This is a genomic window from Dongia soli (assembly GCF_034044715.1).
Taxonomy (GTDB): Bacteria; Pseudomonadota; Alphaproteobacteria; order Dongiales; family Dongiaceae; genus Dongia_B; species Dongia_B soli.
The window spans coordinates 348559-362939 of sequence record NZ_JAXCLW010000003.1 but is presented as its reverse complement, the minus strand read 5'-3'; the positions used below and the strand labels follow the sequence as shown (position 1 = coordinate 362939).

At 61.5% G+C, this 14381-nt stretch carries 11 protein-coding genes; 5 read left to right on the top strand and 6 right to left on the bottom strand.

Going from position 1 to position 14381, the window contains the following annotated elements:
- Positions 1-14 precede the first annotated feature (14 nt).
- Positions 15-2459 carry a GcvT family protein gene (locus tag SMD27_RS13800; protein ID WP_320508986.1) on the top strand — a complete coding sequence of 815 codons (2445 nt, stop codon included), beginning with the start codon at positions 15-17 and terminating at the stop codon, positions 2457-2459.
- 3 nt (positions 2460-2462) lie between these two features.
- Here the strand turns inward: SMD27_RS13800 and SMD27_RS13795 are convergent, their stop codons facing one another.
- The gene (locus SMD27_RS13795; RefSeq protein WP_320508985.1) at positions 2463-3383 is read right to left on the bottom strand and encodes an isocitrate lyase/PEP mutase family protein; all 921 of its coding nucleotides are present in this window, start codon (positions 3381-3383) and stop codon (positions 2463-2465) included.
- A gap of 166 nt (positions 3384-3549) precedes the next feature.
- On the opposite strand from SMD27_RS13795, the gene SMD27_RS13790 reads away from it, so the two are divergent.
- Positions 3550-3903 carry a hypothetical protein gene (locus tag SMD27_RS13790; protein WP_320508984.1) on the top strand — a complete coding sequence of 118 codons (354 nt, stop codon included), beginning with the start codon at positions 3550-3552 and terminating at the stop codon, positions 3901-3903.
- Positions 3904-3999: 96 nt separating this feature from the next.
- Here SMD27_RS13790 and SMD27_RS13785 read toward each other — a convergent pair whose 3' ends face one another.
- Genes SMD27_RS13785 through SMD27_RS13770 form a run of 4 tightly spaced genes read right to left on the bottom strand, consistent with a single transcriptional unit; the run spans position 4000 to position 10896 of the window.
- Complete coding sequence (locus SMD27_RS13785) at positions 4000-6111, bottom strand: hypothetical protein (RefSeq protein WP_320508983.1); 2112 nt, start codon at positions 6109-6111, stop codon at positions 4000-4002.
- Entirely contained in the window at positions 6108-8846 is a 2739-nt protein-coding gene (locus tag SMD27_RS13780; protein ID WP_320508982.1) for a DUF4159 domain-containing protein, read from the bottom strand. The genes SMD27_RS13785 and SMD27_RS13780 overlap by 4 nt, the downstream gene beginning before the upstream one ends.
- 49 nt (positions 8847-8895) lie before the next feature.
- Positions 8896-9828 (bottom strand): DUF58 domain-containing protein, encoded by a 933-nt coding sequence (locus SMD27_RS13775; RefSeq protein WP_320508981.1) that lies wholly within the window; start codon positions 9826-9828, stop codon positions 8896-8898.
- 9 nt (positions 9829-9837) lie between these two features.
- On the bottom strand, positions 9838-10896 hold the full coding sequence (locus SMD27_RS13770) for an AAA family ATPase (RefSeq protein ID WP_320508980.1): 1059 nt from the start codon (positions 10894-10896) through the stop codon (positions 9838-9840).
- Between the two features lie 67 nt (positions 10897-10963).
- Between SMD27_RS13770 and SMD27_RS13765 the strand changes: the two genes are divergently transcribed.
- Both SMD27_RS13765 and SMD27_RS13760 read left to right on the top strand, forming a co-directional pair.
- A complete protein-coding gene (locus SMD27_RS13765) occupies positions 10964-11488 on the top strand; it encodes a DUF1285 domain-containing protein (protein ID WP_320508979.1) in 525 nt (174 codons plus the stop codon).
- Positions 11485-12162 (top strand): CoA pyrophosphatase, encoded by a 678-nt coding sequence (locus SMD27_RS13760; RefSeq protein WP_320508978.1) that lies wholly within the window; start codon positions 11485-11487, stop codon positions 12160-12162. Before SMD27_RS13765 ends, SMD27_RS13760 begins: the two co-directional genes overlap by 4 nt.
- 16 nt (positions 12163-12178) lie before the next feature.
- On the opposite strand, the gene SMD27_RS13755 is transcribed toward SMD27_RS13760, so the two are convergent.
- Positions 12179-12610, bottom strand: coding sequence for an Lrp/AsnC family transcriptional regulator (locus tag SMD27_RS13755; protein WP_320508977.1), 432 nt, complete (start codon positions 12608-12610; stop codon positions 12179-12181).
- A 134-nt stretch (positions 12611-12744) separates the two neighbouring features.
- Here SMD27_RS13755 and SMD27_RS13750 point away from each other — a divergent pair, with 134 nt between their 5' ends.
- Positions 12745-14364, top strand: a complete 1620-nt coding sequence (locus SMD27_RS13750; protein WP_320508976.1) for a phytoene desaturase family protein — start codon at positions 12745-12747, stop codon at positions 14362-14364.
- Positions 14365-14381: the final 17 nt, after the last annotated feature.

Sequence of the window (14381 nt, the reverse complement as noted above, 5' to 3'; positions counted from 1 at the left end):
TCTAAGAGGATGGCATGACGTCACCCGGATCCAGCAAACTGCCTAAATCGGCCCGCGTCGTCATTGTCGGTGGCGGCATTGCGGGGGTGAGCGTCGCCTATCATCTGACCAAGCTGGGATGGCGCGAGGTGCTGTTGCTGGAACAGGGGCAGTTGACCTGCGGCACGACCTGGCATGCGGCCGGGCTGGTGGGGCAGTTGCGGGCCAATCGCAGCATGACTCGCATGAGCATGTATGGCACGCAACTCTATGCCGAGCTGGAACGGGAAACGGGTCTTGCGACCGGCTGGAAAAAATGCGGGTCGATCACCGTCGCCCGCACCGCGGACCGCCTGACGCAGCTCAAGCGGAGCCTCGCCAGCGCCAAGAGCTTCGGCCTCGAAGCGGAATTCATCACGCCCGCCGAAGCCGGCAAGCTGTTCCCTTTGATGCGTACCGACGATCTTGCCGGTGCGGTCTGGCTGCCGAATGACGGCAAGGCCAATCCGACCGACTTGACCCAATCGCTGGCTAAAGGTGCCCGCATGGGTGGCGCGCAGATCGTCGAGGGCGTCAAGGTAACGGGCGTTCGCTTGACCTCTCACGCCCGCCCGCAAGTCATCGGCGTGTCGACCGAGCAGGGCAATGTCGATTGCGACTACATCGTCAATTGTGCCGGGCAATGGGCGCGGGAATTCGGCCAGTTGGCGGGCGTCAATGTACCGCTCTACTCGGCGGAGCATTTCTATCTGGTGACCGGGAAGATCGACGGCGTGCACCCGGATCTGCCGGTCGTGCGCGATCCCGACGGCTATATCTATTTCAAGGAAGAGGTCGGCGGACTGGTCATGGGCGGTTTCGAACCCAAGGCCAAGCCCTGGGATGTCGCTCGCATCCCGGACAAATTCGAATTCCAGCTTCTATCGGAAGACTGGGACCAGTTCGAAATCCTGATGCAGAACGCCCTGCAGCGGACACCGTGCCTGGAAAGCGCAGAGATCAAGCAATTGCTGAACGGGCCGGAGAGCTTCACCGCGGATGGCAATTTCATTCTGGGTGAAGCCCCTGAGGTGGCGAACTATTTCGTCTGCGCGGGGTTCAATTCCGCCGGCATCGCAAATTCGGGCGGTGCCGGACGACTGACCGCCGAATGGATCGTCGACGGTGGGCCCAGCCAGGATCTCTGGGATGTCGATATACGCCGCCTGGCAGCCTATCTCGGCAATCGCCGCTTCCTGCGCGAACGCACGGTTGAAAGCCTCGGCCTGCATTATGCCATGCGCTATCCCCGGCAGGAATTGCAATCAGCCCGCCCGTTGCGGCGTTCGCCGCTTTACGATCGTTTACAGGCCAGAGGTGCGCGTTTCGGCTCGCGCATGGGCTGGGAACGCGCCAATTATTTCGCGCCGCTCGATGCCGCACCGGCGCGCGATACCTTCGGTAAACCCGACTGGCTGCCATATATGCTGGCGGAACAGCGCGCGGCGCGTGAGGCGGCGGCGATTTTCGATCAAAGCTCGTTTTCGAAATTCCTTCTGCAAGGCCGCGAGGCTTTGAGTGTCCTACAGAAGGTTTGCGCCAACCAGATGAATGTGGCGGTGGACCGCATGGTCTATACTGCCATGCTGAACGAGCGCGGCGGTTTCGAATCCGATCTCACCGTGATCCGCGTGGCGCCAAACAGCTTCCTCATCATCACAGGCACCGCCCAGACCACGCGCGATTTTGCCTGGATCGAAAGCCATATCGCCGATGCGCATGCGGTGCTGACGGATGTCACCTCGGCCTATGGCGTGCTCTCCCTTATGGGGCCGCGTTCCAGCGCCATTCTCGCCCGAGTCTCGCCTGAGATTGCAGCCGGCGACATCTTCTCCGGCAACCAGACGCGGATGATCGATGTCGGTCCGGCGCGCATCCGGGCAGCACAGATCGCCTATATCGGCGGCGCCGGTTTCGAACTCTATGTGCCGAGCGAGATGATGGCGACCATCTATGAAACGCTGGAGGAAGCTGGGCACGATCTCGGCCTTGCCGATGGCGGCTATTATACGATCGATGCCTTGCGCGTCGAAGCCGGACGACGGGCCTTCGGCTCCGAGCTGGGGCCGGATGAGACGCCGCTGGAGGCTGGCTTGATGTATGCGGTGAAAATGGAGAAGGGGAGCGACTTCATCGGCCGGGCTGCGTTGCAGGAGCAGGAGGCACGTGGCACGCATAAGCGGCTCGCCATGTTCACGGTCGATGACAGTGCTGTGTTCCCTTGGGGTGGCGAGATCCTGCTCAGGGACGGCGCGCCGGTGGGAGAGGTCTCCTCGGCGGGCTATAGCGCCTGTTTGGGCCGTGCCGTGGTCATGGGCTATGTGCGTTCCACAGCACCCATTGATACGGTATTCCTGGCGCAGGGCCGCTATCAGCTCAATATCGCCGGGGAGATCGTGCCGCTGACCCGCCTGACCCGCCCGGCCTATCCTCCGAGATAACGCCTATAGGTCGCGTCGTTCGGGATCGGCCAGCCGCTCCAGAAGGTCGCGGGCAAAGCCTTCACAGCCCCGTTCCATCTCGCGCAATTGCGGCAAGCCCACGATATCGTGAAAGGCAGTGAAGCCGACCATGTCCTTTTGCAGGCTGGCGGTGTCGCCACTTTGCAGCAGGACCGTATAGAGCCGCCGCAGCGTCTGGGCGATAGCGTAAGTGGCGGCAACCGGAAAGGCGACGGCGGCATAGCCGATTTCTTCCAACTGGGCAGCGGCCAGCAAGGGCGTTTTGCCGCCTTCGACATTGTTGGCCATGCAGGGTGCCGGTACCTCCGAACAGATGCGCATCATTTCGTCGACGGTCAGTGGCGCTTCGACGAAAATGACGTCGGCTCCTGCCTCGCGATAGATCTGCGCCCGCTCGATTGCGGCTTCGAAACCCTCGATGGCACGGGCATCCGTGCGCGCCATGATGACGAGATCATGGTCTTGGCGGGCATCGAGGGCAGCCTTCAATTTGGCCACCATGTCCGCCACCGGAATCACGCGCTTCCCCTCCATATGGCCGCAGCGTTTCGGCGCCACTTGGTCTTCGATGAACAAGGCGGCGACACCGGCCCGTTCGAAAGCACGTACAGTCCGGGCGACATTGACCGCATTGCCATAGCCGGTATCGGCATCGGCCAGGATCGGCAGGCTGACGCAGTCGCAGAGCCGGGCATAGAGATCGGCCATCTCGGTCATCGACAACTGGGCGATATCCGGCGCGCCGAGCAGGCTGGCCGTCGCGGCATAGCCACCGCAGGTAATGGCCTGATAGCCGACTTCTGCAGCGATTCGCGCCGAGAGGGCGTCATGCACGCCAGGCAGGAGCAGGATTTCGGTAGCTTCAATCAGTTCACGGAAACGTGTCGTGCGGCGCATCTGCATTCCTCGATCCGACGGCATCCAGCTGTAATACTTCGCGTTACTGGCATGTTATTGCGGGTATTCCGCCGCCGAAATCGACACTTTTACTGCAAAAAGGAGTTGCAAAGGCGGCCTTGACACCAGAGACTAACCGCAGTTTCAACACCCACCAAGGGGGATCACCTAAATGTCCAAAAAGACTCTTTCCCGGTTGTCGCTGGCCGCGCTGGTTGCCGCGGGCGTCGCAGGTGGCGCTACGCTGGCCACAGCCCAAGATATGGCGGGGACGTTCAGCAAGTACTATCAAGCGATTCGTGTGACGGAGCTCTGCCGCGACACGACGTTCGATGCCGCGCACTGGCGGAAGATGGCGACCTTTATCGACACCAAGGTCAATCATGAGATCGGCGCCGGCGAACGCCTGACCCTGATCGAAACCGCGAAGACCGATGCGCGCAAGTTGGTTGATTCCAAGGGTTGCCAGCATCAGTCCGTCGCGGACCTCATGAAGGTCTATGACGACGAGCTCGCCAATCTGTAATCACGGGATTCCCGTTTGATCGGCAATCGGCCCCGCTGCTAGCGGGGCCGATTTGCTTTGGACGTCAAAACGATCGGTGCTGTCGACACCTTGTTTCTAGCGCCCTTCTCGGCGCCAAGTTAGCAGCAAAAGCAGCAAAGCCAGGCCCAAGGCCAGCCAGATCGGCAACAGCGGCACCTGACGTAAGCCGGCCACGACATAGTCGCGATTTTGGCGCAGGCCCAACCAGCCATTGCCGGCCATTTCGCCGCCGGCAGCGATCCGCCGAATATCCGGTATTGTTTGCTTGGTCAGGCTGAAAATGCCGCCATCGCTGGCTTTGGTCAGGGGCGTCAGCGGCGCCGCATTGGCCCGTGGATCGCGAAATTCCAGTGAATTCAAACTGCCCGACGCGGCGAAGGCTTGGCGCTGGCCGTCGCTGACCCGGTAGAGACCGGGCAGGGGCGCGGATACCGTTGCGGTGGCATGGCCTCGGCCGGCATCTTTCAATTGCAGATGATCTTCCGTACCATCAGGCCGGCTGACGGTGATGGTGGGCAAGTCGGTGCTCAGGCTTTGCCGGGTGATCTCCAGTCGGCCATCCACCACGGCCGTGCGCAGATCCTCTTCCTCCAATTCGGGTTCCTTCATCAGCCAATGACCGATGCGTCGGATCAATTCGGCATGCGGACCGCCACCTTCGAAGCCATGCGACCAAAGCCAGATCTGATCGGAAAAAAGCTGCGCGACGCGGCCCTTGCCGACCCGTTCGAGCACCAGCAGAGGAAGACCATCGAGGCCGGTCATGACCGTGGTGCCCCGGCTGCTGGTGGCGGCGATCTGCCGGAACCAGCGGCCCCAATTCGGATTGGTCTTGGCGCTCGCATCATTGGCCAGATCGGGCGGCAGCAGATCCGCGGTGACCGGATGGCGACGTCCAAGATCGGTCAGGCTCGGGCGGAAACCGCCGGTCAAAACCTCACCGGTCGGTGTTGCGCCGAAAATCTCCTCGACCGGCGTGCGGTAGAGACTGAACTGGCCGGCCGAACTCGGCCCGTCGACCTCCAGGACCGCGCCCCCACCTTCGACATAATCAACGATGTGGTGGAAGTATTCGTCGGGAAGGATGTTCAAGTGCTGGAACCGATCGAAGATGATCAGATCGAATTCCTTGAGCTTGAAATTGAAGAGCTCGTCAATCGGGAAGGCGATCAGGGCCAGTTCGTTGATGGGCGTCGCATCCTGCTTCGCGGGCGGACGCAAAATGGTGAAGTGAATCAGCTCAACCGCCGGATCCGATTTGAGCAGATTGCGCCAGGTACGTTCGCCGGGCGAGGGCTCGCCGGAAACCAATAGCACGCGCAATCGGTCACGTACGCCATTGACGGTGATGACTGCGGAATTGTTGATCCGGGTGAGTTCCTCGGGACCGTCATTGACCGCAAATTGGAACACCGTCTGGCCGCCATGGCTGAGCGGTAGTTGCACAGTTTCTTCCTGGCCGATGCGGACGTCCTGGCTGGGCATGGCCACGCCGTCGCGGCTGATCGATATGGTCGCCGTTCCGTCGGCCTCCGCTTCCCGCCCAAGATCGTCGACGCGCAATTTAACTTCGACATTCTTGCCGACAAGGCCGAAGCTCGGTGCTTCGGTCAGCATCAGCCGGCGATCACCGGCATCGGGATTGCCGGTCATCAGCAAATGCAAAGGCGCGTTGATGGCCGGATCCTTGCCATCGGTGGGCGCATCATGCACCTGGCCATCACTGATCAGGATGCTGCCCGCCACGCGATTGGGCGGAAGATCGGCAAGGGCGCGATGCAGCGCTTCCATCAGCTCGGTGCCTTTTTCCGCCGGGTCGCTGCCGCCGCTCGATTCGACGATGCGCGTTTCCAGATCGTCGAAGCGCGCCAATTTCTGTTTAAGCTCGGTCATCGCCTTATTCGCGTCGTCGGTGCGATGTTCGAGGGCCTGGCTGGGGGAGCGATCGACCAGCACCACCGCGACGTCTTTCTGGTAACGCCGCTGCTCTTCGATGATCGAGGGGTTGAAGAGAATAGCAATCAGCACCGCGCCCAGGAGAAAGCGCAGCATCGAGCCATGGGCATGACGCCAGAAACCGAACAAGGCGAGGATCAGGAGCAGGGCGCCCAAGCCCGCGATCAGCGGCCAGGGCAACAGCGGATCTGTGGTGATCGAATAGGCGTCGAGCGACAACTGGCCCATCATTGCCCGAGCCTTTCCAGAATCGCCGGGACATGTACTTGATCCGACTTGTAATTGCCGGTCAGCGCATACATGACAAGATTGATGCCGAAGCGATAAGCCATTTCCCGCTGGCGCTCCCCGCCCGGCGAGACGGGGAACATCGGCCGACCGATATTGTCGATCGCCCAGGCCGCGGCATAGTCATTGCCGCCGACAATGATGCCGGCGACGCCATCATTGACCTGATCCTGGCCCACTTCAACCCAAAGTGTCGAGCCAACCCACCGACCCGGGAAGTCTTTCAGCAGATAGAAGGCCCGGGTCAGGACGTGATCGGCCGGGACGGGGCGCAAAGGCGGCAGGTTCATGCCGGCTGTCAGTTCTTGCAATCGCGCCGAAGCGGCACTGCCATCGCCACCGGAAAAGCCGCTGAGATTCTGATCGGCCGTATCGAAGAGAATGAGCCCGCCATTTGCGAGGTACTTGTTCAATTTGGCGATGGCGGCCTGGGAAGGCGTCGGCTGGGATGCCGTCACGGGCCAATAGATGACGGGGAAAAAGGTGAGATCGTCGGTCTCAACGTCGATGGCAACGGGATCACCTACATCCGCCGCCGTGCGCTCCAGCAGAACCGAGGTCAAGCCGACGAGACCAGCTTTGCTGACGGCATCGACTTGCGGGACGCCGGTGCGGATATAGCCGAGATGCGCCGTCTGCGTAAGTTCGATGATTTGCGAATCCGGTACGGTCGCCGCTTGCGCCGGACGATAGCCGAGCGTCATGGCTAGGCCGAATGTCACGGCGATTGCGGCGGCAGTGGACCATCGGCCACGAATAAGACCGCGCAAGGCAAGGGCGATAGTCTGATCCGTCAACAGCAGAAGAAGCACAACCAACAAAGCCAAGGGCTTGAGATCCACGGTCGCGCCTAGACGCATTTTTTCGCTGGCGAGGCCGAGCGGTGCAAGGCGGGGAATGGCCGGGCTGAGATTGAGCGCCCGGCGCGCCGTGGCAGTACCATAGAAGCCTGGCGGGTGACGCGGGCCGACCACACCTTTGGCAAGCTCGGCGGGTGTGATGGGCAAAGCGGTCGCCGTTGCCGGTCCCAGGCGGCCGAAACCATCCAGCATCGCTGCCGGCGGCAAGGGCTTGGTGTCATTCTCCTGGACGGGTGGAATGCCTTCGGAGGTCAGCACCAGCCGGTCCAGCATCTGGACGAACAAACCAGACAGGACAAGATCTGACCAATCGGCATTGGCGCTGGTATGAAACAAGACGACATAGCCTTTGCCGCGCTGCGCACCAGTCACCAAAGGTGTGCCGTCGGATAAGCGGGCCCAGGTGCGGTTGCCGAGATCGATATCCGGCTCCGCCAGAACCTGCCGCCGCACTGACACGTCCTGTATGGGCTGCAGCCCCGCGAAGGGTGACTTATCGGGAAAAGCGGCAAGATGCAGCGGGGCACTCCAGGACAAGGCGCCACCAACCGCGCGATCGCCCCGCCGCAGCCGCACCGGCAGCAATTCGCTCTGGTCATCGGCAACAGTCGCCAAGCGCTCACCGGCAAACCGGACGAGCGTGCCGCCACGTTCGACCCATTGCTTCAGCTTGCTTACCTCGTCGCCGGTCAAGGCGGTCTGATCCGGCAGAATCAGCATCGACAATGGCTGCGCCGTCAAGGTGGCCAGATCGCCGATGCGGACCTCGTTGTTTGGCGCCAGAGCGCGCTCGATGTAATAGAGCTCGCCCAGCAAGGGCTGTTGGCCTTGTGATGGATTATCGGAAATCAGGCCGATCGGTTTGTGACCACCGCTGTCGCTGAGCAAGGCGACGGCTGCGGCGGTGGATTGCCCATCGATCGACATTTGGCTGACGCGATTCTTGAGCTCGAGGGGGAGGGCCATGTGTGCGGTCGCTGTCGCCTGATCGGCAGCGAAGGCAACTTCAGTCGTCCCTAGGCCATGGCCTTCGCGATCCTGGGCACGTACCGAGACCGATTGCCCGGCGCCAACCATCGGACGCACCAATTTGACAGTAATTCCATCGGCGTCCCGGCGCGGCGGCAGTTGCAGGATCGGCAAGCCGGCATCGCTGGTGGCGAGAATGCGCGGGGCGCCTAGTTCGCGCAACCGGCCGGCCAGTGACTCGTCGAGATCCGCCGATGTCGAGGCGATGCTGTCGGTCAACCAGACGACCTCGGTATTGGCCGCCATCGAGAGACTATTCAGAGCCTCCCGTGCTGTTTTGCGATCGCTCGGCCATGGTTGCGGCGTCAGTGTGGAAATCAGGCTGGCAGCTTCACTCGCCGCCATATTGCGCAAGGCAATCGCGCTGCCATCGGCATGGGGTGCGGTGGTCAGCAGCATTACTTTGCCGCCGCGGCGGCCGGCGGCGCTGATCAGATCGGTCGCAACGGCCTGGCGCTCTTGCCAACCATTGGCACTGGCCCAGCCGTTATCGAGTACCAGCAGGAGATCGCCGAGCTTTTCTGTCGTTGGATTGCTGTTCCACACCGGCCGCGCCATCGCGAGAATGAGCAAAGCGGCAATGGCGAGACGGAGCAAAATAAGCCACCACGGCGTCCGATCCGGTGTTTCCTCGCGCGGTTTCAAGCCGAACAGCAGCCGGATCGCCGGAAACCCGATGCGCTTCGGGCTCGGCGGCGTCAACCGCAGCAGCCACCAAAGGATCGGCAGGACGATCAGCGCCGCCAAGGCCCAGGGGGCTGCGAAACTCAATGCGCCGAACGATAACATGCCGGATCGGTCTTTCGTGCAATCGTCTTAGGGCTCATATGACCTCGCATCATCGGCGCAGCCTGTAATCGGCCGCAAGCCACTGATAGAGCTCAAGCAAGGACCGGGTCGGCGAATCGCCTGTCACATGACGTGAGCAGCTCCAACCGGCGCTGGCGACCAGATCACGCAGCCCCTGCCAGTGTGCTGCCAGGCGGTCGCGATAGGAATCGCGCAACAGATCGGCCTTGCTCACAAGGTAATCGCCTTCCGTTTCCAAACCCTGGAACCGCACCCGGCCGCTGAAAGGCAGGTCGACTTCAGCCGGATCCAGCACCTGCAGCAGGTGGCCGTGGATATCCCGGTCAGCGAAGCGATCGATGATCTTTTCAAGCTTTTCGAGCGGTACGAGAAAATCGCTAATCAGCACCACGTGAGCATGGGCCGGGAGCAATATCTGTGGCGGCAAACCGTCAGGGGTGATGTTTTGTTCCGACCGGCCGGTTAGCAACAGCCGTTCGCCCAGCCGCTCCGCGACATTGCGCCCGGCAATCGGCGGCTCGCCGGTGCCGAGCAGGGCGACCCGTTCCCCCGCCTGGGACAGGACCGTCGCCAGGGCCAGCAACATGATCCGCGCCCGCTCGAGCTTTTCAGGGAGGTTGCGGTTGCTGGCATAGGACATCGAGGGGGAATCGTCGCACCACAAATAAACCGATTGCGCCGCCGACCACTCCATCTGTCGCAAATAAAGCCGGTCCGATTTCGCCGATTGGCGCCAATCGAGCCGGCGCAGATCGTCACCCGGATAATACTGCCGGAACTGCCAGAACGATTCGCCGCGGCCGACCCGCCGACGCCCATGCACGCCTTGCTCGACAGTGACGGCGATGCGTTCCGCAGCCACCAGCAGAGGGGGCAGGCGGCCAGCAATATCGGCGGCCTGAGCCTTGACGCGCTCGGCCTGTTGTGCACTAGGCGCGGCTGTGCCGGGAAGGGATGCCATCCGGTCGGGTTACCCCAGCAGCCCGATCAGGCGGTTGATGACGCTGGTGAGGGTGACGCCTTCGGCCCGAGCGCCGTAATTGAGCGCGATACGGTGACGCAAGACGGGATGTGCAAGGGCGACGACATCATCGATCGACGGGCTGAGACGCCCCTCGATCAAGGCGCGGGCCCGGCAGGCCAGCATCAGCGCCTGACCGGCACGAGGTCCGGGCCCCCAGGCGAGCTGTGTTTTCACTTCCGGCAATTCGCTGCCATCGGGGCGACCGGCGCGGACCAGGCGCAGAATGGCATCAACGACCTTGTCGCCGATCGGCAGGCGCCGCACCAGGCGCTGCGCTGCCATCAATTCCGCCGCAGAGAGCACTGTTTCGGGTGCCGCTTCTTCGGCACCAGTCGTGACGATCAGCATGCGCCGTTCGGCATCGATATCGGGATAATTCACATCGATCTGCAACAGGAAGCGGTCAAGCTGGGCTTCCGGCAGGGGATAAGTGCCTTCCTGCTCAAGCGGATTTTGCGTCGCCAGGACATGGAACGGCACCGGCAGCTGATAGGTCTGACCGGCGATCGAGACCTTCTGTTCCTGCATTGCCTGCAGCAGCGCCGATTGTGTGCGCGGGCTCGCGCGGTTGATTTCATCCGCCATCAGCAATTGGCAAAAAACCGGACCCTTGATGAAACGGAAGCTGCGATGGCCCGCTTCGCTCTCTTCCAGCACCTCCGATCCGAGAATGTCGGATGGCATCAGGTCGGGCGTGCATTGCACCCGTTTCGCATCGAGTCCGAGGACCCGCCCGAGGCTGTCCACCAGCTTGGTCTTGGCAAGACCGGGCACGCCGATCAGCAGGACATGCCCGCCGGCCAAGATAGCCGTCAGGGATTGCTCAATGGTTTCTTCCTGGCCAAATATAACTTTGGCGAGATTGGCGCGGACATTGGACAGCCGATTGCTCAGTAGCTCGATCTCGCCGGCCAGATCCGACGGGCGTTGGCTATGATACCCGGCCGCAGTGGGGGCTGAAGGTGTTCCGGTTGTGTCGTCGGTGTAAGAGGCGCTGTTCGTCATCTTGCTGACCGCTGGATTGTGACGGCGTAAGTTATTGATTACGGAGGGTAAACCCTTGACTGGGGCAATGTCCAACCCAGACTTCGCAGACCTGCCGCTTTGCGGCGATTTCGATATGCGCATCGCCCGCGACGGTACCTGGTTCTATCGTGGATCGCCGATTGCCCGGAAACCGCTGGTAAAACTATTTTCCACCGTATTGCGGCGAGAAGATGACGGCGCGTATTGGCTGGTGACGCCAGCGGAGCGGGGCCGCGTGCAGGTCGATGATGCCCCTTTCACCGCTGTGGAATTGACGGCCAGCGGCACCGGCCTGCAGCAGGTTTTAACCTTTCGGACCAATGTCGACGACGTGATAACGGTGGGCGCCGAACACCCTATCCACGTCGACTACGTGACGGGCAAGGCCGAGCCGAGCCCCTATGTAACGGTTCGCGATGGTCTCGATGCCCTGATTTTGCGGCCGGTTTTCTATCATCTGGTCGAATTGGGCGAGGTGCGCCGGACGGAGGAGGGGGCACTCTTCGGCGTTTGGAGCGAGGGCGACTTCTTCCCGCTCGGTAATCTCGATCGGCTGGAGACGGCGCGATGACAATTCTGCGCGATGCGATCATCAGCCGTTTTCAGACGAAGCCGGCCCCCGGCCGGCGCTCAAGTCCCGGCACGACGCCGGAAGCGACCCTGGATTCCGTCATTGCTCGGCGGTCGGGTCGCGGCGATCATGATCTCAATCCGGATATGCTGCCGCGCCAGCCCTTGACGGCCGCAGCGGTACTGGTACCGCTGATGGAACGGGAGACGGGCACGACCGTCTTGCTCACTCAACGCTCGGCGCATCTGTCGGATCATGCCGGTCAGATCAGCTTTCCCGGCGGTCGCATCGATCCCACGGATCGCGATGCTGAAGACGCAGCCTTGCGCGAAGCGGAAGAAGAGATCGGGCTGCCGCGGGATCACGTGCATCTGATCGGCCGGCTGGACACTTATGTGACGCGGACGGGCTATGAAGTGATCCCTTGCGTCGGATTGGTGAAGCCGCCTTTGGAGCTGCATCCCGATCCCCGCGAAGTGGCGGCGGTTTTTGAAGTGCCGCTTGCCTTCTTCCGGGAACCGTCAAACCGTCGCAAGGAAAGTCGGATGTTCAACGGCCGGGAGCGGTTCTTCTATGCCTATCCCTGGGAAGACCGCTATATCTGGGGCGCTACTGCTGGCATGTTGTGGAATCTGGCCGAGGTTCTGGGACCCGACGATGCCGGCCAGGCTTAGAATTATCCAGCAGCTTCTATCGATCTATTCGGGTCGAGAGCACGATCGATGTGGTTGTGCGTTCGACGCCGTCCAGTGCACCGATCCCGTCGATCAGTAAATCGAGCTCGCGCACGGTCGGGGCGGCCAAGACGGCGATGAAATCATAGACGCCGCTCACCGAATGCAGGGTCCGCACCTGCGGCAATTGCCGCAACGCGGCTTCTACCGCGGGGGTCAGTTTCGGCACAGCGGTGATCATCACATGCGCCTTGATGTAGCTGCGTTCATCGGCGCCGCCCGCTTTGACGGTATAGCCGGCGATGACCTTTTGCCGTTCTAAACGTTCGATCCGGCTTTGCACCGTGGTGCGGGACAAATCGAGGCGCCGCGCAAGTTCCGTGGTGGATAACCGCGCATTCTCCCGCAAAAGGGAGAGCAAATGCTCGTCGGTGGAATCGATTTCCATAATGCCATGTTCTTTCGGCGATCTGCCGATAGTATTTTGATAATTCGTCGAAACGGCAAGTGCATTTCGCCAAAATTTCTACGAGACTGCGAGAGATTTCAATTGGATGAACATGCGCTGGCATGACCTTGGGGATGACGATGCAGGATGTGGTGATTGTTGGTGGCGGCCATAACGGCCTGGTCTGTGCGGCCTATCTGGCGATGAGCGGGCTAAAGGTGACGGTGCTGGAACGCCGCGGCGTGGTCGGGGGTGCGGCGGTGACCGAAGAGTTTCATCCCGGTTTCCGCAATTCCGTCGCCTCCTATACCGTTTCGCTTCTCAATCCGAAGGTGATCCGCGATCTCAACCTCGCTGCCCATGGCCTGCGCGTGGTGGAACGGAAGATCTCCAATTTCCTGCCTTTGGATGACGGCCGATATTTGAAAGTCGGTGGCGGCAAGACGACGCAGGAAGTTGCAAAATTCTCCAATCGCGATGCCGAACGGCTCGACGCTTATGGCGAAAGGCTTGATGTCATTGCCGATGTGTTGCGCGATCTGGTGCTGCAGACGCCGCCCAATGTCATTCAGGGTCATCCCATCGCGGCGCTGGGTGAGCTCGTGAAGGCCGGCAAGATCGGCAACCGTATCCGCAAACTCGATATTGAGATGCAGCGCGAGTTGCTGGATCTTTTCGCGAAGTCCGCAGGAGATTATCTGGACGGCTGGTTCGAGAGCGCGCCGATCAAAGCGGCCTATGGTTTCGACGGCATCGTCGGTAATTACGCCAGCCCCTATACGCCCGGCTCTGCCTATGTGCTGCTGCATCATGTCTTTGGTGAAGTGAATGGCAAGAAAGGCGCCTGGGGACATGCGATCGGCGGCATGGGCGCGATCACCCAGGCCATGGCGAAGGCGGCCACGGCGCTCGGCGTCGATATCAAGACTGCGCATCCGGTCAGCGAAATCATTGTTGAAAACGGTCGCGCCGTTGGCGCCGTCACTGAATCGGGTGAGGCAATACGCGCTTCCGCCGTCGTCTCCAATCTCAATCCCAAGCTGCTTTATCTGAAACTCATCGACCCAGCGGCCTTGCCCACCGACTTCCGCAAGCGCATCGAAAACTGGCGTTGCGGCTCCGGCACTTTCCGCATGAACGTGGCGCTGTCAGAACTGCCCGATTTTACCTGCCTACCGGGCAAGGATGTCGCCGAGCATCATACCTCCGGCATCATCATGGCGCCGAGCCTCGCTTACATGGAGCGCGCCTATATCGATGCCAGGACCAATGGCTGGTCGGCCCAACCCATCGTCGAAATCCTGATTCCTTCGACCCTCGACGACAGCCTTGCACCCAAGGGCCAGCATGTCGCCAGCCTGTTCTGCCAGCATGTGGCCCCGGAATTACCGAACGGCGCATCCTGGGACGATCACCGCGAGGAAGTGGCCGATCTGATGATCGAGACGGTCAATCGCTATGCGCCGAATTTCAAAGCCTCCGTGCTGGCCCGGCAGATCAATTCGCCGCTCGATCTCGAGCGCACCTTCGGCCTGATCGGCGGCGACATCTTCCACGGCCAGCTCGATCTCAATCAGCTCTTTTCGGCGCGGCCGATGCTGGGCCATGCGGATTATCGCGGCCCCTTGGCAGGCCTCTATATGTGCGGCTCGGGCACGCATCCAGGTGGCGGCGTGACCGGTGCCCCGGGGCATAACGCGGCACGGGAGATCCTGCGTGATTTCAAGGCGCGGCGATTGAAGCGGGCCGGCTGAAGCGGTCCAGTTGACGC